The organism is Lentzea albida (assembly GCF_900111005.1).
In the GTDB taxonomy this organism is placed as follows: Bacteria; Actinomycetota; Actinomycetes; order Mycobacteriales; family Pseudonocardiaceae; genus Lentzea; species Lentzea albida.
The window spans coordinates 135,783-158,761 of record NZ_FOFV01000003.1 but is presented as its reverse complement, the minus strand read 5'-3'; the positions used below and the strand labels follow the sequence as shown (position 1 = coordinate 158,761).

The window sequence follows — 22,979 nt, the reverse complement described above, 5'->3', positions numbered from 1 at the left end:
TCGCCCATAGTCCGCCTTCGCGCGCACGGCTGGCGCTTCGCGCGCGGCCTGTGCCTCGCGTGTGGCTCGCCCCTCGCGCACGGCTGGCGTTTCGCGCATGCCCGGCGCCTCGCGCATGTCCCGCGCCTCGCGCGCACGGCTTGCTTCTCGCGTGAGTGCCGCCTCTCGCGCACGGTCCGCCTTCGCGCGTGCGTCGCGCCTCGCGCACGGCCCGCGCCTCGCGCACGGGTTGCGTCACGCGCGCACGGCCCGCCTCTCGCGCACACGCGCGTCGCAGAAAGGCCCCGCCTCGCGCAGTTCGCCCGGACCGCGTCCCACTGCGCACCGCTCCCGCGGCGACCTCGCCCCGCGGGGCGTTCGTCCCCGCACGGCCTCCGCCTCGCTGGCCCGCTCCGGCTCCTCTTACCGCCGGCCTGCCCACGCGCAAACCCCGGACGTCCCGCTCACCCCGCCCAGCCCGCGCGCAAACCCCGCACCCGCCCCCACCCCATCCCGCCCGCCCGCGCGTCCGCCCGCGGGACCTCACCCGCGGCGCGCGCGTTTCGCCAGTCCAGCTAGGCTGCGGCTGCCATGCTGAACATCTTCGCTCGCGCGTCCGTCTCGCGCGTCACCGATCCGATCGGGGCGTGGCTGCTGGCGCGTGGCCTCACGCCCAACGCCGTGACCGTGGTCGGCACGGTCGGTGCCGTGGCGAGCGCGCTGTGGTTCATCCCCCGCGGGCAGCTGTTCGTGGGCTGTGCGCTGGTGACGTTCTTCGTGCTGCTCGACCTGATCGACGGTGCCATGGCCCGCGCGCAGGGGCCCACGAGGTTCGGGGCCGTGCTCGACGCCACCTGTGACCGCATCGCGGACGGGGCGTTGTTCGCGGCGCTCACCTGGTACGCGTTCGACACCGGCAACCGGTGGACGGCGGCGGCCGGGTTCATCTGCCTGGTGGCCTCGCAGGTCATCTCCTACGTGAAGGCGCGGGCCGACGCGTCCGGCCTCAACGCGGACGGCGGGCTGGCCGAGCGGGCCGAGCGGTTCATCGTCGCGCTGCTCGGCGCCGGGGTGCAGGGGCTGGGAGTGCCGTACCTGCTGGACATCTCGCTGTGGCTGCTCGCGGCGATGACGGTCGTCACGGTGTTGCAGCGCGTCTTCGCGGTGGCGAAGTCGGCGCGGGAGGCCGCGTGAACCTCGCGACCCTCGGGTACAGCGCCGGGTGGCGGCTGATCCGCCTGCTGCCGGAGTCGTGGGCACGCCGGTTGTTCCGCGCGGGCGCGGACTACGCGGCGCGCAAGGGCGGTGCGAGCGTCGAGCAGTTGCGCACGAACCTCCGCCGGGTCGTGCCGCGGGCCGGTGAGGACGAGCTCGACGAACTGGTGCGCGACTCGTTGCGGTCGTACGCGCGGTACTGGTGCGAGGCGTTCCGGTTGCCGTCGATGGACCTCAAGGCCGCCTACGAGAAGTGCGACTCGCAGGTGTCGGGTGTGGAGAACCTCGACGCGGCGCTCGCAGCGGGCACCGGCGCGGTCGTCGCGCTGCCCCACAGCGGCAACTGGGACATGGCGGGCGTCTGGCTCGTCGGCCACTCCGGCACGTTCACCACGGTGGCCGAGCGGCTCAAGCCCGAGTCGCTGTACCGCAAGTTCCTCGACTTCCGCGAGACCCTCGGCTTCGAGGTGCTGCCGCTGCACGGCGGCGACCGTCCACCCGCGACGGTGCTGGCCGATCGCCTGCGCGCCAACAAGGTCGTGTGCCTGCTGGCGGACAGGGACCTGACGTCGTCCGGTGTTCCGGTGACGTTCTTCGGCGAGCAGACCCTGATGCCTGCGGGTCCCGCGCACCTGGCGTCGACGACGGGCGCCGCACTGCTGCCGGTGGGCTGCTGGTTCACCGGGGACGGCTGGCACTTCCGCATCCACCCGCCGATCAAGGTGAGCAACGTCCAGACCGCCACGCAGGCCGTCGCGGACGTGTTCGCCGCCGACATCGCCGCTCATCCGGCCGACTGGCACATGATGCAGAAGCTCTGGCTCGCCGACCTGCCGGAGAGCCGCCGCGCCGCACTGGCCAGGAGGCTCGCGCGGTGAAGGTCGGCATCGTCTGCCCGTACTCCTTCGACGTGCCAGGGGGAGTGCAGGCGCACGTCGTCGACCTCGCCCGTGCCCTCATCGGCCTCGGCCACACGGTGAACGTGCTGGCGCCGGCCGACGACGACCAGGAACTGCCGGAGTTCGTCACCTCCGCGGGCCGTGCGGTCGGCATCCCGTACAACGGTTCCGTGGCACGGCTGAGCTTCGGCCCCGTCTCGTACGCGCGGGTCCGCCGCTGGATCGACGAGCACAGGTTCGACGTGCTGCACCTGCACGAGCCGACGGCGCCGTCGCTGTCGTTCCTCGCGCTGATGGTCGCGGACGGCCCGATCGTCGCCACCTTCCACACCTCGACGCCGCGCTCCAAGATGCTGTCGGCGTTCCAGGGCGTGCTCCAACCCTTTCTGGAGAAGGTCACCGCCCGCATCGCCGTCTCCGCGCTGGCGCGGCGCGTCCAGGTCGAGCACCTCGGCGGGGACGCGGTGGAGATCCCGAACGGCGTCGACGTCGACTTCTTCGCCTCCGCGTCCACTTTGGACGGCTACCCGCGGCCGGGCGGCACGATCGGGTTCGTCGGCCGCTACGACGAGCCGCGCAAGGGCATGCCGTTGTTGTGGGAGGCGTTCGGGCTGATCGCCGACGAGTTCCCCGACCTGCGCCTGCTCGTCGTGGGTCGCGGCGAGAACCCGTTCGAGGGCCCGCACGCGGACAGGGTCGACCTGCTGGGCCAGGTCAGCGACGAGGACAAGGCCCGCATGCTCCGCTCGGTCGACGTCTACGTCGCCCCGAACACCGGCGGCGAGTCCTTCGGCATCATCCTGACCGAGGCCATGTCCGCCGGCACCGCGGTGGTGGCGAGCGACCTGGACGCGTTCCGGCGCGTGCTCGACGACGGCAAGGCGGGCGTGCTGTTCCCGGTGGGCGACGCCCACGCCCTGGCCGACGCGCTGCGCTCGGTGCTGCGCGACTCGGCCCTGCGCGCCGAGTATGTGACCGTTGCGTCCCAACGGGTTCAGACCTACGACTGGTCCGTGGTCGCCTCCCAGGTGCTGCGCGTCTACGAGACCGCGATCGCCGCCGACCCGCGCCGGGTGAGCGAGGCATGACCACCGCGCTCGTCGTCGTCCTCCTCACCCTGCTGCTGGCCGCCTGGATCCTCAGCATCGCGAACCGCCTCGACCGCCTGCACGTCCGCACCGACGCGGCCTGGGCGGCCCTCGACGCGGCACTGGCCCGCCGGGCGGTGGTCGCCCGCGCGTTGCTGGACCCCGCTCTGTCCGCCGCGGCCTCGCGTGCCGAGGCCGCCGCGCGCTCGGAGCGCGAACTGGCCGAGAACGAACTCTCGGCCCTCCTCGTCGCGGTCGACCGCTCGTCCCTGGCCCCGGAACTGGCCTTCGAACTCGCCGACGCCGAAGAACGCGTGATGCTGGCCCGCCGCGTCCACAACGACGCCGTCCGCGACACGCTGCTGCAGCGCCGCCGCCGCGTGGCCCGCTGGCTGCGCCTGGCCGGCACCGCCCCGCAGCCGTCGTACTTCGAGATCGCCGAGCCCGCCGCCCCCGCGGAACCCGTGATGCTCAAGCCGCGCCCGTCGGCCCGCGTGGTGCTGACGGACTCCGCCGGCCGCGTGCTCCTGTTCCAGGGCTTCGACCCCGCACGTCCGCAGGAGTCGTTCTGGTTCACGGTCGGCGGCGGCGTCGAGGAGGGCGAGGAGCTGCGCGATGCGGCCGTCCGCGAGGCCTTCGAGGAGACCGGCCTGGAGCTCCGGCCAGAACAGCTGATCGGCCCCGTGTGGCGGCGGCGCGCGGTCTTCAGCTTCGGCGGCGAGACGTTCGACGCGGAGGAGTGGTTCTTCTACGCCTCGGTCGACGGCCTGGACGTGGACACCTCGGGCTTCAACGACGTCGAGGAGAGCTCGATCACCGGGCACCGGTGGTGGAGCGCGGAGGAGCTGGAAGCCGCCGAGGACACCGTGTACCCGGTGCAGCTGGCCGAGCTCCTGCCGGCACTCGGACCGGAGTGGGACGGCGAGACCCGCGCGGTCCGCTGACCTCGTTGTTCCACCGTTGACCGCATAGCGGGATGGTGACGCGGATCGCGACCGGGCGTTGGCAGGCGTGCGACCGGTGGTCACGGCCGCGATGCGCCAGAAGGCGAGCGCGCGGCTGGCGGTGAGCGAGGACCGCAGGGGTGGCTCGCGAAGCGGCCGGGGTGCGGGTGGACCGCGTGACGACCGAGGTGAAGGTTCGCTCGACCAGTGGTGACGGTGCCGTGCGCGTCGCGGAGGTCGACGAGCACAGCGGCTATCCCGTCGAGGGCTCGAAGCAGGGCACCAGCACGAAGTCCCGGCACCGGTTCACCTTCGAGTGGTCCGGTGGCAGGTGGGCGGTGGCGGACGTCGTTCCGCTGGACGAGAAGAGCAACCTGAGCGATCGGGCACTGGCCTCGATCGCGCCCGACGAGGAGCGTCGTGCGGCGATCCGCCACCGGATCGAAGCCGTTCGCGCCGGGATCACGGCGAACCTGCCGGCGTTGCGGGCCGCCGACACCGCCAAGCTGGCGGGCAAGCAGGTGGTCGCTCCTGACGCGCTGAAACCCTCGGAGGGCAAGGGTCCGGGTGGTGTGGCGGTACCCGCCCGCCCTGCGGACAGGCCGTTCGCGCCGGAGGTGCGGGACCAGGTCCACGCGCTCGGCGGTGAGGGCAGGCCGTACGACTACCAGACGATGATCAACGTGGCCTGGTACTACGCCACCGAACCCGTGCCGTACACCAGGGACGTGAACGACTGCACGACGTTCATCTCCTGGGTGCTGTGGAACGGGCGCTACGAGGAGCGCGGCAGCGAGTCGTACCCGGAGACGCTGTGGAACTACGACGACGCCGACGTGTGGTACTACCGTTGCAACGACTGCTCTCCGCGCCACACGTACACCTGGGGCGGTGCGCTGAACTGGAACGTCTACGAGAACAACTACGGCGGTCGGGTGACGTTCATGCCCTACCTCAGCGATCTCCTGCTCTCGGACGTCTTCCAGATGGAGATGAACAACTACGGGGACCCGCCCGGGATTCCCGACCACACCACGATGGTGACGGGACGGGGAACCGATGGGTGGCCCCTGCTCAGCTACCACTCGAGAGACACGAGGGACAAAGGTCTGTGGGACGTGATCGGCGCGGAGGACGGCCCGTTCTGGGCCATCCGCACCTGAGTCGTGCCGCCGCCGTTGTGCTGCTGTGCCTGGCGGCCACGGCGTGCGGGCGGGAGGCGTCGTCCTGTCCGGCGCCGACGAACGACGGGCTGCGGGCCGACCGGCAGAAGTCCGCGTTCGTCGCCCGTGTGGTGGTGACCGGCAAGACCCGCCTCGAACAGGGGCCGACCCTCAGCGAGGGGTACCTGCTGCGGACCGACTCCACGTTGGTGGGGGAGGAGCCGCCGCGCGAGTTCGCGTTGTGGCCCGCGCTCGACGCGGCGGACCTGCGCGAGGGCACCACGTACGTGGTGTTCGCCCGGACGAGCCTGTCGGGGCAGGACGGACCGGTGACGGCGAACGGGGCTCCGGTGACGGCGTTCCACGTCGCGGTGCCGGGGGGTGTGTTCGAAGTGGACGGTGATCGGATCGCCCGCGCCTGCCGGGACGGCAACAGCGAACGGGTCGGCGACGACGTGCTCACGGGAATCTGAGGGCCTGGGTGTTCCTCCGCGGAGGAACACCCAGGCCCTCGACGTCAGACCGCGGGGATGACCGCCGACCCGTAGGCGTCCCGCGTCTTGTCCTTCTCGTCGTGCATCAGGTACAGCGCGAAGTTGTCGACGCCGATCTCCTTCAACTCCTGCAACCTCTCGACGTGCGCCGACTCCGGCCCGACGAGGCAGAAGCGGTCCACGATCACGTCCGGCACGAAGTCCGTGGAACGGTTGCCCGCCTTGCCGTGGTGGGAGTAGTCGTAGCCCTCGCGGTCCTTGATGTAGTCGGTCAGGGCCTTGGGCACGACGCCCGAATCCCCGTACCGCGCCACGAGGTCCGCGACGTGGTTGCCGACCATGCCGCCGAACCACCGCAGCTGGTCGCGCTGGTGCGCGAGGTCCGTGCCCACGTAGGCGGGCGCCGCCACGCACATCGTGATCGCCGACGGGTCACGTCCGGCGGCGGTGGCCGCCTCGCGGACCGAGCCGATGGTCCAGCGGGCGATGTCCGGGTCGGCGGTCTGCAGGATGAAGCCGTCGGCCTGTTCCCCGACCATCTTCAACGCCTTGGGACCGTAGGCGGCCATCCACATCTCGAGCTTTCCGTTGCGCACCCACGGGATCTGGACCGGTGTGCCGTGGTGCTCGACCTCCCGGCCCTCCGCCAGCTCCTTGATCACGTGCATCGCGGAACCGAGGGTCGCGAGCGACGCGGGCTTCTGGCCGATCACGCGGCGGGCCGAGTCGCCGCGGCCGATGCCGCAGACCGTGCGGTTGCCGAACATGTCGTTCAGCGTCGCGAACAGGGACGCGGTGACGGACCAGTCCCGGGTCGACGGGTTGGTCACCATCGGGCCGACGACCAGGTCCCGCGTGGCGGAGAGCACCTGCGAGTAGATGACGAACGGTTCCTGCCACAGCACGCAGGAGTCGAACGTCCAGCCGTAGCGGAAGCCGCAGTCCTCGGCCGCGCGGAGGCCCTCCACCACGTCCCGCGCCGGCGGGTCGGTCTGCAGCACTACACCGAAGTCCACAGTGGACCTCCTCTCAGACGAGGTACTGGTTGAGATCGCGCGACACGAAACGGCCGTGGCCGGTCGAGCCGTGGTACGCGCCGTCGGCGATCACCTTGCGGCCCCGCGAGAAGACCGTCTCCACGCGGCCGGTGACCTCGAAGCCCTCGTACGCCGAGTAGTCCACGGCCATGTGGTGCGTGTCGGCCGAGATGGTCTGCGTGGCCGACGGGTCGTAGACCACGACGTCCGCGTCGGCTCCCGGGGCGATCACGCCCTTGCGCGGGTACATGCCGAACATGCGGGCCGGGGTCGTGGAGACGATCTCGACCCAGCGCTCGCGGGTGATCTCGCCCTTCACGACGCCCTGGTGCAGCAGGTCGACGCGGTGCTCGACGCCGGGCATGCCGTTGGGGATCTTCGAGAAGTCGCCGAGGCCCAGCTGCTTCTGGTCCTTGAAGCAGAACGGGCAGTGGTCGGTGCTGACGACGGACAGGTCGTTCGTGCGCAGGCCGCGCCACAGCGACGACTGGTGTTCCTTGGGGCGCAACGGAGGCGACGCCACGTACTTCGCGCCCTCGAAACCGGGCTTCGCCAGGTCCTCCAGCGACAGGTACAGGTACTGCGGGCACGTCTCCGCGAACACGTTCTGGCCCGTGTCACGGGCGGCCGTCACGGCGTCGAGCGCCTGGGACGCCGACAGGTGCACGATGTACAACGGTGAACCGGTGACGCGTGCCAGCTGGATCGCGCGGGACGTCGCCTCGCCCTCCAGCTCCGGCGGCCGGGTCAGGCCGTGCTGCACCGGGTCGCCGAGGCCCGACGCCAGCGCCTGCGCGACGAGCTGGTCGATCGCGATGCCGTTCTCCGCGTGCATCATGATCGTGGCGCCGGTCTCGCGCGCCTTCTGCATGGCGCGCAGGATCTCGCCGTCGGTGGCGTAGAAGACGCCGGGGTAGGCCATGAACATCTTGAAGCTGTTCACGCCGGCCGCGATGCACGACTCCATCTCCTTGAGCGACTCGTCCGTCACGTCGGAGATGATCATGTGGAAGCCGTAGTCGACCGCGCAGTTGCCGTCCGCCTTGCTGTGCCACTTGTCCAGGGTGGACAGCAGCGACGAACCCTTGGGCTGCACGGCGAAGTCGACGATCGTGGTGGTGCCGCCCCACGCCGCGGCGGTCGTGCCCGTCTCGAAGGTGTCCGCGGACTGGGTGCCGCCGAACGGCATCTCCATGTGCGTGTGGGCGTCGATGCCACCGGGGATGACGTACTTCCCGGCCGCGTCGATGACCTCGTCCGCCTCGACCGCGAACCCCGGCGTGACGAGAGCGGCGATGTGCTCGCCGTCGATCAGCACGTCGGCGGCGTGCGAGCCCGTCGCGTTGATCACCAGGCCGTTCTTGATCAGTGTGCTCACGGCGTCACCAGGCCCTCGTAGGTGTCGGGGCGGCGGTCGCGGTAGAACGCCCACGTGTCGCGGACCTCGGTCAGCAGGTCCAGGTCGAGGTCGCGCACCACGAGCTCTTCCTCGGTGTCGGACGCCGCGTCGCCGACGAGCTGCCCGCGCGGCGAGACGAAGTACGTCTGGCCGTAGAACTCGTTGTCACCCAGCGGTTCCACGCCCACGCGGTTGATCGCGCCGACGAAGTACTCGTTCGCGACGGCCGCGGCGGGCTGCTCCAGCTTCCACAGGTACTCCGACAACGACCGGGACGTCGCCGACGGGTTGAACACGATCTTCGCGCCCGCGAGTCCGAGGGCGCGCCAGCCCTCGGGGAAGTGGCGCTCGTAGCAGATGTAGACGCCGATCCGGCCGACCGCCGTGTCGAACACCGGGTACCCGAGGTTGCCGGGCTTGAAGTAGAACTTCTCCCAGAAGCCCTTCACCTGCGGGATGTGGTTCTTGCGGTACTTGCCGAGGTACGTGCCGTCGGCGTCGATCACGGCCGCCGTGTTGTAGTAGACGCCCGGCTGCTCGACCTCGTACATCGGCACGATCAGCACGATGTTGTTCTGCGCGGCCACCTCCTGCATCAGCTGCGTGGTGGGACCGTCCGGGATGGACTCGGTGTAGGAGTAGAAGTCGGCGTCCTGCACCTGGCAGAAGTACGGGCCGTAGAAGAGTTCCTGCAGGCACAGCACCTGAGCGCCCTGGGAGGCGGCGGCGCGGATGTGCTCGACCGCGTTCGCGATCATCGACTCCTTGTCGCCCGTCCACTTCTGCTGGACGAGCGCCGCCCGGATGATGTTGCTCACCTGGTCGTCTCCTTTGCCGTGGTGTCCTTCAGAGCGAGGAAGACCAGGAAGCCGGCCGCGAAGCCGACGACCCAGTTGTAGTCGTAGAGGGGCTTGAGGAACGGGATGAGCCCGTCCGCCGGGAACGGCCCGCCGTGGGCGCCGCCGACCGCGAGCACCGAGCCCACGAGCGTCGCCGCGACCGCGCGCCAGTTCCAGCCGCCGTTGAACCAGTACGCGCCACTGCCGTCCAGGTAGAGGTCCGCGAGTTCGAGCCGGGTCTTCCTGATCACCCAGTACCCGGCGACGAACACGCCGGCCACGGACGCCAGCAGGCCGCCGTAGAACCCGAGCCACGCGAAGATGTAGATGTTCGGGTCGGAGATCAGCCGCCACGGCTGGATCACGATGCCGATCACACCGGTGATCAGGCCGCCGACCGCGAACGTGATGCGCTTCGGGAAGGCGTTCGAGAAGTCGTAGGACGGGCTGACGACGTTCGCCGCGAGGTTCGCCGAGATCGTCGCCAGCACCAGCGAGATCAGCGCGATGATCACCAGCAGCGTGCTGTCGAAGCGGGACGCGAGGTCGGCCGGGTCCCAGATCGCCTCGCCGTACAGCGCCTGCGCGCCCGAGGTGGTCAGGATCGCGACGATCGCGATGAACGACATGGTGGTCGGCAGGCCGAGGATCTGCCCGGTGACCTGCTTCTTCTGGCTGCCACCGAACCGCGTGAAGTCCGGCATGTTCAGCGACAGCGTCGACCAGAACGCGATCATGCCCATCAGCGCGGGGAAGAAGACCTTCCAGAAGTCCGGTCCCCAGCCGAGCTTGCTGGGCGTGTCGAGGATCGGGCCGAACCCGCCGGCCTTCACCAGCACGTAGCCCAGCAGGATCAGGAACCCGACGCTGACCAGCGGCGCCGTCCAGTTCTCGAACCGCCGGATCGCCTCCATGCCGCGCCAGATCACCAGCATCTGCACGACCCAGAAACCGAAGAAGCACAACCACAACGTCCACGGCTGGCCGCCGATCGACGACGCCTTGGTCCAGCCGTCCCCGGCCAGCCGGCCGATGATCACGTGCAGCGCCTTGCCGCCCACCCACGTCTGGATGCCGAACCAGGCGCACGCGATGAACGCCCGCAGCAACGCCACCAGGTTCGCGCCGCGGATGCCGTAGAACGCGCGGGCGAACACGGGGAACGGGATGCCGTACTTCGTGCCCGCGTGGCTGTTGAGCAGCATGGGGATCAGCACGATCAGGTTGCCCAGGGTGATCGTGAGGAAGGCCTGCACCCAGTCCATGCCGATCGCGATCAACGACGCCGCGAGCGTGTAGCTGGGGATGTTGTGCGCCATGCCCATCCACAGCGCGAAGAAGTTGTACGTCGTCCACGTCCGCTGCTCGACGGGCACGGGGGCGAGTTCGGGGTTGTAGAACCTGCTGTCCTTGATGGGACCCACGTCGCTCAGTTCGACTCGGCCATCAGGTGTGACCTGGGGCGGTGAGGACTCGACTGCCATCGTTCAACCCCCTGTTACGCTGCTGAAACAACGCCAACCCGGTCTGATTCCATCCCGGAATCCTGGGTCCGCCGGTGCAGGTCTGGCAGTGTCAGAGTGTCCACGCTTGTCATGATCGGCGCACATTGTGTTCCACTGACGGCATGGGGATGTCGCGCAGGGCCGTTCTGCTCGGTGGCGTGGGGCTGGCGGGAGCAGCGGGGACGTGCGCCGCGCTCTCCCCGCGCGGCCGCCGTCTGCTCGGCTGGACGGGTCCCGACGGGGTGGTGCCGGATGTCGAACCTGTACCCGTTCAGCCCATGCCGTGGGGTGCGTGGATGGGTGCGACCGGCCCGACCGTGCTCGTGCTGCACGGCCGTGGCGGCAGCGTCGGGTGGTGGGAGGCCCTCGGGCTGCCGCGGTTCCTCAACGGCAGCGCGTTCCGGTGCGCGGTGGTCAACGGCGGCGAGGACTACTGGGTGAACTTGACGCCACCCGTGCCGTTCGAGGCCGCGCTGGGCGTGTCGATGGGCGGCTTCGGCGTGCTGGACATCGCGTCCCGGAGGCCTCTGAAGGCCGTGGCGGCGATCAGTCCGGCGCTCTTCCCGGCGTGGGAGGACGCCGAGCGCATCGACGGGTTCGCGTCACGAGAGGTGTGGGAGGCGCACGAACCGTTGCGGCACACGGAGAGGATCAAGTCACCGGTCGGCGTGTGGTGTGGACGCGAGGACCCGTTTCACGACCCGGCGCGCGCACTGGCGGACGCGGTCGGCGCGCAGGCGTCGTTCGACCACGGCGAGCACGGCGACGGCTACTGGCGTCGCGTGCTGCCGGACGCGCTGAGGTTCATCGCGCAGCGACTTTGAGGCGCACCACGGCCGTGCCCGCCTTGCGGTCGTGCCACGTCCGCGTGCCCCGCAGGTCCAACGCCTCCACCACGGACAGCGAGAGCAGCGCGAAGCCGCCGACCAGCAACAACGAGCCGAGCCAGCCCGCCGACCCCATGGCGACGTGCTCGCCGATGACGACCCACGGCTGTTGCCAGCCGAGGCCCGCCATCAGCGCCGGTTCCCGCCAGCCCAGACCGGTCAGCACGAGCACCACGCCCGTTCCGGGCAGCGCGGTCGTGATGAGCGTGCGGGTCAGCGCTCGTCTGAGGCTCAGGCCGGACGCGGGGCCCACGACCCGCAGCCCCGTGAGGGCCTTGCCGAGGGTGTTCAGGCGGAGCAGCAGGAAGTCGTACACCGCCGCGCAGAGCACCACCAGCACGGGTTCGTGGACCAACGGCCACGCCACGACCAGCACCAGGAGCCAGTCGAGCAGACGGGCGAGCAGCCGACGAACGAGCATGATTCACGCTAAGCGGCAGAATGCCGTCATAAGTGGTCAGTTCATGGCCACTTGTCGCACGAACTCGGCCACCCACCGGCCGTTGTCGCGCCGGATCGAGCGCGGGGCGAGGCCGTCGCCCGCGAACGCCTCGACCTCGGCGGGCGTGAGCGGCCACGGAGGACCGTCCGGGTCGGGGCCCTCGTCGCGCGCCACGGCCAGCACGAGCAGCTCGCCGCCGGTGAGCGCCGCCACCTGCTCGGTGGCCTCGGCGTGCAGGGCGACGGGCAGCGCCTGCACCGTCATGTTCTCGACGACCAGGTCGAACGCCCGGCGCCACTGCGCGGGCGGGTCCAGCAGGTCGGCGACGACGTAGGAGACGGACGAGTCGGGGTGGCGCTCCCGCACGGCGGCGATGGCGGTGGGGGAGATGTCGAACGCGGTCACCTCGAACCCCAGTGAGGCCAGGAACTCGGCGTCACGGCCGTAGCCGCAGCCCACGACCAGGGCGCGCCGCCCGGTGCCGTCCACGCCGTCCGCCCACTCGACGAGGTGCGGTTGCGGCTGGGGGACGTCCCAGGGGACGGAGGCCGTGCCGGCTTCGGCCTCCGCGTAGAGCTTCTCGAACCAGCCTGTCGGGTCTGCCACCTGCAGGCGGCGGGCGTCGTCATCAGCGGACATGACAACACCCTGTCAGGTCAGCGCGCGGCGCGCGCCCGAGTTACGTATTCCACCAGCCCGTCGTCCGCCGGCCACCCGATCCGCGAGCTGATCGACGCCTTGTTCTCCTCCCACGACCGCTGCGCCGCCGCCTGCACGGCCGCGTCGCCACCCGTGAACTTCGCGCCGAGCTCGTCCCACTGCCGCGCCAGCTCGACGACACGCGGGTCGGACGGCGGGGTGCCGTCGGCCATGTGCTGCCGCAGTCGCGCCACCAGCTCCAGCCACGACGCCTTCAGCGCCTCCACGGCCTCGGGGCCCAGCGCCGCCGCGCGCGACCGCAGGTCGCCCAGCTGGTCGGCGGTGAAGTAGCTCTCGTGCACGGACATCATCTCCAAAGTGGACAGAAGGGATTCGGGGGTGTGCCCGTCGAGCAGCGCGGTGAGGCGGGAGCGGAGTGCCTCGACGTGTTGTGCTTGCGCGGTCAAGGAAGCGAGCTGGGCCTCGAAGATCGGTCGCAGGGAGTCCGAACGGGACAGTGCCGATCGGACTTCCTCGAGCGACAGGCCGAGCTGACGCAGCGATCTCACCTGATAGAGGCGACGTACGTCGTCCGGTGTGTACCGACGGTGACCGGATGGCGTGCGCTCGGAGGCGACGACCAGTCCGATCTCGTCGTAGTGATGCAGCGTGCGGACCGTCAGTCCGCTCGCTTTGGCCAGGTCACCGATGCTCCAGCGGGTCACGTGACGACCGTAGGACCTCCCGTGGCGTGAGGTTCAAGCCCTGAACACCCGATCGAGCGGGTTAATTCGCGAACCGAACGCGCCGATGAAATCGAAGATCGGTCCCCAAAACCAGATTGAGGAAAACTGTGTCCCGTTCCGGACTCTTCCGTGCCGCCGCCCTGCTCGCCGCCAGCGCCGCGCCGCTCCTCGCCGCGGGCTCCGCCAACGCCGCCGAGCTCCCGCAGCTGGGCTCGACCCTTCCCGAGGTCGGCGCGGACCAGCTGGCCTCCGGCGCCACCCAGCTCACCAACCCGCTCGAGGCGGCCTCGGCCCTCCAGCTGCCGCACGTCGGCACGCCCGTGGCGAGCGACCTGCCCGTGGCCGGTGCCCTGCCCGTCCCCGCCCTGCCGGGTGCCGCCCAGGAGCGCTCGCTGCCCGCGACGCCGGACCTCGCCGGTCTGCCGCAGGTGGCGACCCCCGAGGCCCACGGCGGCAACACGCACCTCGGCTCGGTGCGCGCTCCCATGCCGTCCGGCCTGCCCACCGAAGGCGCCGTGCCGAACCCGACCGTGCTCTCCGGCGTCCTGCCGACGATCAACGGCTGAGTTCGCACGTCGAAAATGGGCCCGTGCGCGCTCACGGGCCCATTTCGTGCACCAGCAGGGCGACGTAGAGCGAGAGCACGGACTCCGGGTCCTCCAGCGAGACGCCGAGGACCTGTTCGATCCGCCCCAGCTGCTGGTAGTACGCCGTGCGCGAGAGGTGTGCCGCCGCGGCCGCCGCCGACTTGTTGCCGCCGTTCTCGCACAGGCACCGCAGCAGCTCGACGAGCCGCGATCCCTGCGCCGCGTCCCGTGCCAGCAGGGGCCCGAGCTCGCGGTCCGCGAACGCCCGCACCCGTTCGTCGTCGCGCAGCAGGTGCAGCAGACCGCGCAGCCGCACGTCGTCCAGCCGGTGGTAGAGCTGGGATCCGGGCGCTCGCAACGCCGCCCCGGCCACGTGCGCGGCCTCGCCCAGCGACCGGCGAACGTCCGTTGTGGACGTCACGGTGGTGCCGACGGCGATGACGACCTCGGACGCCGCCGTCCGGTGGATCTCACGGGCGACCTTGCGCAGCACCCCTTCCACGCCCACGGTCATCGGCACCGAGAGCAGCGCCCGCACCGACGTGTCGTCGACGACACCGACCAGCGCCGCGACCGTCACCCGCCGGCCCGCGAGCGCGGTCGCCTCGGCGAGATCGCGCAGGACCTCCTGCGTGGCAAGCGTTTGCCCCTGCAGCACCGACACCGGCCGGACCGCCACGCCGATGAGCTGCCGTCGTTCCAGCGGCACCCCCAGCGCCGCCGCCCGCGCGCCCAGGTCCGGGGACTGCGGCGACTGGCCGAGCAGCTGCGCCAGCAACGTCCGGTGCGTCTGCCGTTCCAACGACTCCCGGTCGCGCGCCACGAGCCGATGCACGGCCAACGCGGACGCGGCGCGTTCGGCGACCACGACGTGCCGGTGCGGTGGAGCCTCCGGCGAGACCATCACCAGCCGGCCCCAGTCGGCGCCGCGCGCCCCGACGATCGTGATCAACCAGCCGGACGCCGCGTCGTAGGCGGTCCGCTCGGTCACCGTGACGGCCCGCGAGCGCGCCGCCCAGTCGTCCAGCAGCGTCACGGGGTCGTTGCCCGCCGCGTCGTAGGCGAGCACCTCGTGGCCCAGCGTCTCCAGCACGACGGCCAGTCCGGACGTCCGCGCCACCTCGCGCAGCACCTCCGACGGCTCGGCGCCCGCGACCGTCAGCGCCGTGAACGTCTCGTGCACCTGTTCCGCGGCCCGCAGCTCGGCCAGCTGGGCGTCCACGATCAGGCCGACGACGGCCTCGGTCACAGCGACGTACTTGGTCTCCTCGGTGAGCGTGACCAGCGGCAACCCGTGCCGTTCTGCCTCGGTGACGAGCGCGGCCGGCACGTCGTCGCGCCACCGCCGCCCCAGCTCGACGACGAGCCCGGCGCAGCCCACGGCGGCCAGTTCCTCGACATACCGGGCGAGCCCGGACTCGGGCAGCATCACCCCGGTCGTGAGCACCAGTTCGCCGCCGCGCAGCAACGGCGCGATGTCCGCGATCTCCGCCACGTGCACCCAGCGGACCCTCCGGGCGAGGCCCGCCGACCCCGCCACCAGGCGCGGTTTCCCCTGCCGGATCACCGGGAGGGCGACGACATCCGCGACCGTCGGGTACATGGACACAACGTAATGCCAACCAGCCGATCCGGGTACAGGTTGTGCATGGCGGCCAGGGCCCCGCGCCAGCAGACTCCGAGGTCAGGTGCGGAACCCCTGGAGGCGAGATGGCCCACAAGGAGCTGCTGGCACGTCACCGCGCGGTGATGCCGAAGTGGCTGGCCCTCTACTACGACGAGCCCATCGAGATCGCGAGCGCTTCCGGGCGCCGGGTGACCGACCGCGAGGGCACGACCTACCTGGACTTCTTCGCGGGCATCCTGACCAACGCCATCGGCTACGACGTCGCGGAGATCAGCGACGCGATCCGGTCGCAGCTCGACACGGGCGTGCTGCACAGCTCGACGCTGTACCTGATCCAGTCGCAGGTCGAGCTCGCGGAGAAGATCGCGGAACTCTCCGGCATCCCCGACGCCAAGGTCTTCTTCACCAACTCCGGCACCGAGGCCAACGAGACCGCGCTGATGCTCGCCACCCAGGCGCGGCGCAGCGAGCAGGTGCTGGCGCTGCGCAACAGCTACCACGGCCGTGCGTTCGCCACGATCGCCATCACGGGCAACCGCGGGTGGTCGGCGTCCGCGCTGTCGCCGATCAAGGTCAGCTGGGTGCACGGCGGTTACCGCTACCGCTCGCCGTTCAAGTCGTTCAACGACGCCGACTACATCAAGGCCTGCGTCGACGACCTGCGCGAGATCATCGAGACGACCACGTCCGGCGACGTCGCGTGCATGATCGCCGAGCCGATCCAGGGCGTCGGCGGCTTCACGTCCCCGCCAGACGGCCTGTTCCGCGCGTTCAAGGACGTGCTCGACGAGTACGGGATCCTGTTCGTCTCCGACGAGGTGCAGACCGGCTGGGGCCGCACCGGCGAGCACTTCTGGGGCATCCAGGCGCACGACGTGGTGCCGGACGCGATGACGTTCGCCAAGGGCCTCGGCAACGGTCTCGCGATCGGCGGCGTCGTCGCGCGCGGCGACCTGATGGACACGATCAACGCCAACTCGATCTCGACGTTCGGCGGCAACCCGATCTCCACGGCCGGCGCGCTCGCCACCGTGAACTACCTGCTCGACCACGACCTGCAGGCCAACGCCGCCAAGCTGGGCTCGCGGCTGCTGAGCGGCCTGCGCGAGATCGCCGAGAAGCACCCGGTGATCGGCGACGTGCGAGGCAAGGGACTGATGGTCGGCGTCGAGTTCGTCGGCCCCGAGGGCGAACCCAACGGCGCCGCGGCGGCCACGGTCCTGAACGAGTCGAGGGCGCGCGGCCTGCTCGTCGGCAAGGGCGGCCTGTACGGCAACGTGATCCGCCTGGCCCCGCCGATGACCCTGACCGAGGACGAACTCGAAGAGGCGCTGGGAATCCTGGCTCAGGCGGTGGAGAAGGCGTGATCAGGCACTGGATCAACGGCAAGCCCTGGGACGAGTCCCCGGAACGCGCGGGCGACGTCTACGACCCGACGACGGGCAAGGTGGCCCAGCAGGTCGCGTTCGCCTCGGTGTCCGAAGTGGACGCGGCGGTCTCCGCGGCCGCGGAAGCGTTTGCGTCCTGGCGCAACGCCTCCCTGGCGCAGCGCACCACGGTCATGTTCAAGTTCCGCGAGCTGCTCAACGACCGCAAGGGCGACCTGGCGAAGATCGTCTCGGCGGAGCACGGCAAGGTCGTCTCCGACGCGGGCGGCGAGATCCAGCGCGCCCTCGAATCCGTCGAGTACGCCTGCGGTATCCCGCAACTGCTCAAGGGCGGCTTCAGCGAGAACGCCTCGACCCGCGTCGACGTCTACTCGATCCAGCAGCCCGTCGGCGTGGTCGGCGTGATCTCGCCGTTCAACTTCCCGGCCATGGTCCCGCTGTGGTTCGTGCCGACCGCAATCGCTTGCGGCAACACGGTGGTCCTGAAACCGTCCGAAAAGGACCCGTCTTCGTCGAACTTCATCGCCGAGCTCTTCGCCGAGGCGGGCCTGCCGGACGGCGTCCTGAACGTCGTGCACGGCGACAAGGTGGCGGTTGACCGGTTGCTGGAACACCCGACCGTGAAGGCGATCTCGTTCGTCGGCTCCACCCCGATCGCCCGCTACGTCTACGAGACCGGCACCTCGCACGGCAAGCGCGTGCAGGCGCTGGGCGGCGCCAAGAACCACATGGTCGTCCTTCCGGACGCCGACCTGGACCTGGCCGCGGACGCCGCCGTCTCGGCGGGCTTCGGCTCGGCGGGGGAGCGCTGCATGGCGATCTCGGTCGTCGTGGCCGTGGGCGAGGTCGGCGACTCGCTGGTCGACCGCATCAAGTCCCGGATGGCCGAGGTGCAGGTCGGCTCCGGTGCCTCCTGCGAGATGGGCCCGCTCGTCACCGGCGCGCACCGCGACAAGGTGACGTCCTATTTGGACGCGGGCGTGTCCGAGGGCGCCGTGCTCGCGGTCGACGGCCGCGACCACCCGATCGACGGCGACGACGGCGGGTTCTGGCTCGGCCCCACGCTCTTCGACCACGTCGGCACGGACATGTCGGTCTACACCGACGAGATCTTCGGCCCCGTCCTGTCGGTCGTCCGCTGCGACACCTACGAGGACGCCGTGGAGATGGTGAACTCGAACAGGTACGGCAACGGCACCGCGATCTTCACCAACGACGGGGGCGCGGCGCGGCGGTTCCAGAACGAGATCGAGGTGGGCATGGTCGGCGTCAACGTGCCGATTCCCGTGCCGGTCGCCTACTACTCGTTCGGCGGGTGGAAGGAATCGCTGTTCGGTGACGCGCATGCGTACGGGCCGCACGGCGTGCACTTCTTCACGCGGTCGAAGGTGGTCACGTCGCGATGGCTCGATCCGTCGCACGGTGGCGTGAACCTGGGGTTCCCGCAGAACACCTAGAGTGGGCTGGTGAGCACTCGCCGCTCGTACGATCGCGTGGCCGCGCGTTACGCGTCCGAACTGAGCGGCGAGCTCGCCGGCAAACCGCTGGACCGCGCACTGCTCGACGTGGTGGCGGACTTCGCGGACGGTCCCGTGCTGGACGTCGGCTGCGGGCCCGGCCACGTCGCGGCCTACCTGGCTGGCCGGGTGCCCGCGGTGGGAGTCGACCTGTCGCCGCGCATGTGTGCGCACGCCGCTGTACCTGCGTGCGCCGGAGACATGACGGCGTTGCCGGTGCGGTCGCGGTCGGTCGGCGCGCTCGTCTGCCTGTACGCGGTCATCCACCTCGACGCGGAACAACGCGCCAAGGCGTACGCCGAGTTCGCGCGGGTCCTGAAGCCAGGAGGACAGGCGCTGGTGGCGTTCCACGTGCGAGACCAGGACACCTCGTCAGGGCAGGCGAGAACCCTGACCGAGTGGTGGGTGACGAGGTCGACCTGACCTTCCACTTCCTCGACCCCGAGGAGGAGACCCGCGCGCTGGCGGAAGCGGGCCTCGCCGTGACGGCCCGCCTCGACCGCGCTCCGGACCCGCGCGTCGAGCACCGGAGCGATCGCTGCTACCTGCTGGCGCGGGCCGCCAGTGCCTCCGGCAGCGGGTCGTAGCGCGAGAACCGGCGCGTGAACGTGCCGGTGCCCGACGTCAGCGACCGCAGCTCGATCGCGTACCGCAGCAGCTCCGACGACGGCACCTCGGCACGGATCACCGTGCGCCCGCCCTCGTCCGCCTCGGTGCCGAGCACGCGCCCGCGCCGTCCGGAGAGGTCGCCCAGCACGGTGCCGAGGTGCTCGTCGGGCAGGCGGATCGCGACCTCGTCCATCGGTTCCAGCAGCTGGGTGCGCGCCGCGGCCGCGGCCTCCTTCAGGGCCAGCGCGCCCGCTGTCTGGAACGCGGCGTCCGACGAGTCGACCGAGTGCGCCTTGCCGTCGACGAGGGTGACCCGGACGTCGACGACCGGTGTGCCGTCGTGCAGGCCTCGTTCCAGCTGTGCGCGCACGCCCTTCTCTACGCTGGGGATGAACTGGTGGGGGACCGAGCCGCCGACGATCTTGTCCACGAACTCGAAGCCGGAGCCGCGGGGGAGCGGTTCGACGACGATGTCGCACACCGCGTACTGGCCGTGGCCTCCGGACTGCTTGACGTGCCGGCCGTGGCCCTTCGCCGCTGCCGCGAAGGTCTCGCGGAACGGGACGCGCACCGGTTCGGTGTCGATCTCCGCGCCGCCCGCGCGCAGGCGGGCCAGCACGACGTCGGCGTGCGCCTCGCCCATGCACCACAGGACCATCTGGTGCGTCTCGGCGTTGCGGTCGAGGCGCAGGGTCGGGTCGCTCGCGACCAGGCGGTTGAGGTTGCGGGCCAGGTTGTCCTCGTCGCTGCGTGTGCGCGGCACGACGGCTATGGGCAGCAACGGTTCCGGCATGTCCCACGGCGCCATGAGCAACGGCTGTTCGGGGGCGGACACGGTGTCGCCGGTCTCGGCGGTGGTGAGCTTGGTGAGGGCGCAGAGGTCGCCGGCGACGCAGTAGGGCACCTCGCGCAGGGACGAACCCAGCGGCGAGTAGATGTGGGCGACGCGTTCGTCGGCGTCGTGGTCCTCGTGACCGCGGTCGGCCATGCCGTGACCGGAGACGTGCACGGGGCGTTCGGGGCGGAGGGTGCCGGAGAAGACGCGGACCAACGACACGCGGCCGACGTAGGAGTCCACGGCTGTGCGGACCACCTCGGCGACGAGTGGCCCGTCCGGGTCGGCGGCCATTCTGGGTTGAGGAATGCCCTCGATCGACGTCACGTCCGGAACGTCGTGCTCCAGCGGTGACGGGAACGCGCGCGCGATGCCGTCCAACAACTCCGTCAGGCCCATGCCGGTGGCGGCGCACACGGGCATCACGGGGTGGAACGAGCCGCGCGAGACGGCGGTCTCCAGATCGGCGATCAGCGTGTCCTGGTCGATCTCCTCGCCCGCCAGGTAGCGGTCCATGAGGGTCTCGTCCTCGCTCTCGGCGATGATCCCCTCGATCAACGCCGCGCGCTCGTCCGGGTAGTTCTCACCGGACGTCAGCAGGCCGACGAGGTAGTCGCCCTCCTGCACGTACAACGGCGTGACGCCCGCGCCGAACGCCGCCTGGCACTCGATGACCTCGTTGCCGAAGTTCGCGCGGTGGTGGTCGGTGCGTGTGATGACCACGGCCCGAGGCATGCCGACGAGAGCGCACTCCTCCCACAACGCGATGGTGGCCGCGTCCACGCCCTCGAAGGCGTTGACAACAAAAAGGGCCGCGTCCGCGGCCCGCAGTCCTGCCCTGAGCTCACCCACGAAGTCGACGTAGCCGGGGGTGTCGATCAGGTTGATCTTGATGTCCCCGTGCTGGATCGGGGCCACCGCGAGGCCTACCGACCGTTGTTGTCGCACGGCGGCCGGGTCGTGGTCGCAGACCGTGGTGCCCTCGGTGACCGATCCCGCGCGGGTCAGCACGCCGGTGGCGGCGAGCAGGGCCTCGGTGAGCGTCGTCTTGCCCGCACCGGACGGGCCCACGAGCACGACGTTGCGGACCTTGGCCGGGTCGTCCACAGCGACCGCGCCTGCCGATGTGCCGTTGTCGGAGTGCTTGCTTCCCATGGCGACCTCCGTCAAGTCGTAGTGTTCGATCTCACACCCGATGGGGTTCCGGGACAACCCCGCAGACCCATCTGGTCGCCGACTGGCGTTCACGCCAGCTCTGCGTGACGGGCATCACGACCTGCGTTGATCGTGAAAGTGGCCTTCCGAAACGTGGCTCCAGTGGCTTGGCAGAGGGGGCCACAGCGGTCGTACCGTGAGTTCACCAAGACTTCCCCTCGTGAAAGGTTGCCCAGGTGAGCACTGATCAGGTCACGGGTACTGCCCGCGTCAAGCGCGGCATGGCCGAGATGCTCAAGGGTGGCGTGATCATGGACGTGGTCGACGCGACCCAGGCGAAGATCGCGGAGGACGCGGGCGCCGTCGCCGTCATGGCCCTCGAGCGCGTTCCCGCCGACATCCGCGCCCAGGGCGGCGTCGCGCGCATGAGCGACCCCGACCTGATCGACGGGATCATCAACGCCGTCTCGATCCCGGTCATGGCGAAGGCTCGCATCGGCCACTTCGTCGAGGCCCAGGTCCTCGCGTCGCTCGGCGTCGACTACATCGACGAGTCCGAGGTCCTCACCCCGGCCGACTACGCGAACCACATCGACAAGTGGGCGTTCACCGTCCCCTTCGTCTGCGGCGCCACGAACCTCGGCGAGGCCCTGCGCCGCATCACCGAGGGTGCGGCCATGATCCGCTCCAAGGGCGAGGCCGGCACCGGTGACGTCTCGAACGCCACCACACACATGCGCAGGATCCGCCAGGAGATCCGCCGCCTGCAGAACCTCCCCGAGGACGAGCTCTACGTCGCCGCCAAGGAGCTCCAGGCGCCGTTCGAGCTGGTCCGCGAGGTGGCCCAGAACGGCAAGCTGCCCGTCGTGCTCTTCACCGCGGGCGGCATCGCGACCCCTGCCGACGCCGCGATGATGATGCAGCTCGGCGCCGAGGGCGTGTTCGTCGGTTCCGGCATCTTCAAGTCCGGCAACCCGGCCCAGCGCGCCGAGGCCATCGTGAAGGCCACCACCTTCCACGACGACCCCGACGTCATCGCCAAGGTCTCGCGCGGCCTGGGCGAGGCCATGGTCGGCATCAACGTCGAGGACGTGCCGGAGCCGCACCGCCTGGCCGAGCGCGGCTGGTAAGCACTGCGCAACGAAGGCGCACCGCTTCGAGGCGGTGCGCCTTCGGTCGTTCTCAGCCGACGGTGAACGTGTGGGTCAGGCAGTACGTCGTCTTGATCTCCGGGTACGCGAGGGCCAGCGCGAGCCGTTCGTCCTGCCCGCACGCCGCCTTGTCGACGGTGTCCGCCAGCACCTTGGCCTTCACGACCATGTAGCCGCCGCACGGCTTCTTCGGGAACTCCGCCTTCAGCGACGCGAGCGCGAAGTCGTAGCACTCGCCGTCGGTGAACACCGGGACCAGGCACACGTTCATGCCGTACCCCTTGGTGTACTTGACGTACGAGTCGTCGTCCTCGCCGCACTTCTCCGCGGTCTGCAACGTCCTGGTGACCACGTAGTTGTGCTTGTTCTCGGTGCACTCGGTCTTCGCGTAGGCCGCGTCGAACGTCCCGCCGGTGAGCAGCACGCAGTCGCCGACCACCGCGAACGGCTTCGGCTTGCTGGTGGTGGTCGTCGGTACCGCCGTCGTCGTGGCCGGCGCGGTGCCGCTGCCGAACTTAAGGTCGTCCTTGCGCACGACCCACAGCAGCACGGCCCCGATCGCCACGACGAGCACGAGCAGGCCGGCTCCGATCAGCAGGCCGGCGCGCGAGGACCGTTGCGGTGCCACGTCCAGCATCGGACGCGGGCCGTCACCCTGCTGCGGGTACTGCGGCGCGGGGCCCGAGTAGGCCCCGAACGGGTCCGGGTCGACGGGGCCGTACAGGGCGTCGTCCGGGTCGGGCGACCGGCGGGCCGGGCCCGCGGGCGGCGCCCACGGGTTCTCCGGCTCGCCGGGTCTGCCAGGTGGTGTGGTCATCAGGTTCCCCCAGTGGT

General features: G+C 70.5%; 23 protein-coding genes. 13 read left to right on the top strand and 10 right to left on the bottom strand.

Annotated features, from left to right (window positions below):
* Window positions 1-570 precede the first annotated feature (570 nt).
* The 6 genes from pgsA (at window position 571) to BMY74_RS09725 (ending at window position 5,761) form a co-directional block, all read left to right on the top strand.
* Entirely contained in the window at window positions 571-1,173 is a 603-nt protein-coding gene (gene pgsA / locus BMY74_RS09750) for a phosphatidylinositol phosphate synthase (protein WP_089913115.1), read from the top strand.
* Entirely contained in the window at window positions 1,170-2,072 is a 903-nt protein-coding gene (locus BMY74_RS09745) for a phosphatidylinositol mannoside acyltransferase (RefSeq protein ID WP_089913112.1), read from the top strand. The genes pgsA and BMY74_RS09745 overlap by 4 nt, the downstream gene beginning before the upstream one ends.
* Window positions 2,069-3,181, top strand: coding sequence for a glycosyltransferase family 4 protein (locus BMY74_RS09740; RefSeq protein ID WP_089913109.1), 1,113 nt, complete (start codon window positions 2,069-2,071; stop codon window positions 3,179-3,181). Before BMY74_RS09745 ends, BMY74_RS09740 begins: the two co-directional genes overlap by 4 nt.
* Window positions 3,178-4,125: an NUDIX hydrolase gene (locus BMY74_RS09735; RefSeq protein WP_089913106.1), complete on the top strand. Its 948-nt coding sequence runs from the start codon at window positions 3,178-3,180 to the stop codon at window positions 4,123-4,125. Before BMY74_RS09740 ends, BMY74_RS09735 begins: the two co-directional genes overlap by 4 nt.
* 140 nt (window positions 4,126-4,265) lie before the next feature.
* Window positions 4,266-5,288 carry an amidase domain-containing protein gene (locus BMY74_RS09730; RefSeq protein WP_143091508.1) on the top strand — a complete coding sequence of 341 codons (1,023 nt, stop codon included), beginning with the start codon at window positions 4,266-4,268 and terminating at the stop codon, window positions 5,286-5,288.
* A gap of 17 nt (window positions 5,289-5,305) precedes the next feature.
* Entirely contained in the window at window positions 5,306-5,761 is a 456-nt protein-coding gene (locus BMY74_RS09725) for a hypothetical protein (RefSeq protein ID WP_089913100.1), read from the top strand.
* A 44-nt stretch (window positions 5,762-5,805) separates the two neighbouring features.
* Here BMY74_RS09725 and BMY74_RS09720 read toward each other — a convergent pair whose 3' ends face one another.
* Genes BMY74_RS09720 through BMY74_RS09705 form a run of 4 tightly spaced genes read right to left on the bottom strand, consistent with a single transcriptional unit; the run spans window position 5,806 to window position 10,541 of the window.
* On the bottom strand, window positions 5,806-6,798 hold the full coding sequence (locus tag BMY74_RS09720; RefSeq protein ID WP_089913097.1) for a TIGR03842 family LLM class F420-dependent oxidoreductase: 993 nt from the start codon (window positions 6,796-6,798) through the stop codon (window positions 5,806-5,808).
* 13 nt (window positions 6,799-6,811) lie between these two features.
* On the bottom strand, window positions 6,812-8,197 hold the full coding sequence (gene hydA / locus BMY74_RS09715) for a dihydropyrimidinase (RefSeq protein ID WP_089913094.1): 1,386 nt from the start codon (window positions 8,195-8,197) through the stop codon (window positions 6,812-6,814).
* Window positions 8,194-9,036 (bottom strand): nitrilase-related carbon-nitrogen hydrolase, encoded by an 843-nt coding sequence (locus BMY74_RS09710; protein WP_089913091.1) that lies wholly within the window; start codon window positions 9,034-9,036, stop codon window positions 8,194-8,196. Before BMY74_RS09710 ends, hydA begins: the two co-directional genes overlap by 4 nt.
* Complete coding sequence (locus BMY74_RS09705; RefSeq protein ID WP_089913088.1) at window positions 9,033-10,541, bottom strand: NCS1 family nucleobase:cation symporter-1; 1,509 nt, start codon at window positions 10,539-10,541, stop codon at window positions 9,033-9,035. Before BMY74_RS09705 ends, BMY74_RS09710 begins: the two co-directional genes overlap by 4 nt.
* Window positions 10,542-10,684: 143 nt before the next feature.
* Here BMY74_RS09705 and BMY74_RS09700 point away from each other — a divergent pair, with 143 nt between their 5' ends.
* Window positions 10,685-11,386 (top strand): alpha/beta hydrolase, encoded by a 702-nt coding sequence (locus tag BMY74_RS09700; protein ID WP_143091506.1) that lies wholly within the window; start codon window positions 10,685-10,687, stop codon window positions 11,384-11,386.
* Here the strand turns inward: BMY74_RS09700 and BMY74_RS09695 are convergent.
* Genes BMY74_RS09695 through BMY74_RS09685 form a run of 3 tightly spaced genes read right to left on the bottom strand, consistent with a single transcriptional unit; the run spans window position 11,367 to window position 13,255 of the window.
* Window positions 11,367-11,870: an RDD family protein gene (locus BMY74_RS09695; RefSeq protein WP_089913081.1), complete on the bottom strand. Its 504-nt coding sequence runs from the start codon at window positions 11,868-11,870 to the stop codon at window positions 11,367-11,369. The two genes, BMY74_RS09700 and BMY74_RS09695, sit on opposite strands and share 20 nt — an antisense overlap.
* Window positions 11,871-11,906: 36 nt before the next feature.
* Window positions 11,907-12,530 (bottom strand): class I SAM-dependent methyltransferase, encoded by a 624-nt coding sequence (locus BMY74_RS09690; protein WP_089913078.1) that lies wholly within the window; start codon window positions 12,528-12,530, stop codon window positions 11,907-11,909.
* A 17-nt stretch (window positions 12,531-12,547) separates the two neighbouring features.
* Window positions 12,548-13,255 carry a MerR family transcriptional regulator gene (locus BMY74_RS09685; protein WP_089913075.1) on the bottom strand — a complete coding sequence of 236 codons (708 nt, stop codon included), beginning with the start codon at window positions 13,253-13,255 and terminating at the stop codon, window positions 12,548-12,550.
* Between the two features lie 128 nt (window positions 13,256-13,383).
* Between BMY74_RS09685 and BMY74_RS09680 the strand changes: the two genes are divergently transcribed.
* On the top strand, window positions 13,384-13,842 hold the full coding sequence (locus tag BMY74_RS09680) for a hypothetical protein (RefSeq protein WP_089913072.1): 459 nt from the start codon (window positions 13,384-13,386) through the stop codon (window positions 13,840-13,842).
* Window positions 13,843-13,873: 31 nt separating this feature from the next.
* Here the strand turns inward: BMY74_RS09680 and BMY74_RS09675 are convergent, their stop codons facing one another.
* Entirely contained in the window at window positions 13,874-15,466 is a 1,593-nt protein-coding gene (locus BMY74_RS09675) for a PucR family transcriptional regulator (RefSeq protein WP_089913069.1), read from the bottom strand.
* Between the two features lie 107 nt (window positions 15,467-15,573).
* Between BMY74_RS09675 and BMY74_RS09670 the strand changes: the two genes are divergently transcribed.
* Genes BMY74_RS09670 through BMY74_RS44105 form a run of 4 tightly spaced genes read left to right on the top strand, consistent with a single transcriptional unit; the run spans window position 15,574 to window position 18,982 of the window.
* Window positions 15,574-16,857 carry an aspartate aminotransferase family protein gene (locus BMY74_RS09670; protein ID WP_089913066.1) on the top strand — a complete coding sequence of 428 codons (1,284 nt, stop codon included), beginning with the start codon at window positions 15,574-15,576 and terminating at the stop codon, window positions 16,855-16,857.
* The gene (locus BMY74_RS09665) at window positions 16,854-18,335 is read left to right on the top strand and encodes a CoA-acylating methylmalonate-semialdehyde dehydrogenase (protein ID WP_089913063.1); all 1,482 of its coding nucleotides are present in this window, start codon (window positions 16,854-16,856) and stop codon (window positions 18,333-18,335) included. The genes BMY74_RS09670 and BMY74_RS09665 overlap by 4 nt, the downstream gene beginning before the upstream one ends.
* A gap of 9 nt (window positions 18,336-18,344) precedes the next feature.
* Window positions 18,345-18,818, top strand: a complete 474-nt coding sequence (locus BMY74_RS09660) for a class I SAM-dependent methyltransferase (RefSeq protein ID WP_177229660.1) — start codon at window positions 18,345-18,347, stop codon at window positions 18,816-18,818.
* The gene (locus tag BMY74_RS44105; RefSeq protein WP_143091504.1) at window positions 18,794-18,982 is read left to right on the top strand and encodes a hypothetical protein; all 189 of its coding nucleotides are present in this window, start codon (window positions 18,794-18,796) and stop codon (window positions 18,980-18,982) included. The genes BMY74_RS09660 and BMY74_RS44105 overlap by 25 nt, the downstream gene beginning before the upstream one ends.
* On the opposite strand, the gene BMY74_RS09655 is transcribed toward BMY74_RS44105, so the two are convergent.
* On the bottom strand, window positions 18,937-20,994 hold the full coding sequence (locus tag BMY74_RS09655; RefSeq protein WP_089914206.1) for an elongation factor G-like protein EF-G2: 2,058 nt from the start codon (window positions 20,992-20,994) through the stop codon (window positions 18,937-18,939). The genes BMY74_RS44105 and BMY74_RS09655 overlap by 46 nt on opposite strands.
* Before the next feature lie 236 nt (window positions 20,995-21,230).
* Between BMY74_RS09655 and pdxS the strand changes: the two genes are divergently transcribed.
* A complete protein-coding gene (gene pdxS / locus BMY74_RS09650) occupies window positions 21,231-22,124 on the top strand; it encodes a pyridoxal 5'-phosphate synthase lyase subunit PdxS (RefSeq protein WP_089913060.1) in 894 nt (297 codons plus the stop codon).
* 52 nt (window positions 22,125-22,176) lie between these two features.
* On the opposite strand, the gene BMY74_RS09645 is transcribed toward pdxS, so the two are convergent.
* Window positions 22,177-22,962 carry an LppU/SCO3897 family protein gene (locus BMY74_RS09645; protein ID WP_089913057.1) on the bottom strand — a complete coding sequence of 262 codons (786 nt, stop codon included), beginning with the start codon at window positions 22,960-22,962 and terminating at the stop codon, window positions 22,177-22,179.
* Window positions 22,963-22,979 lie beyond the last annotated feature (17 nt).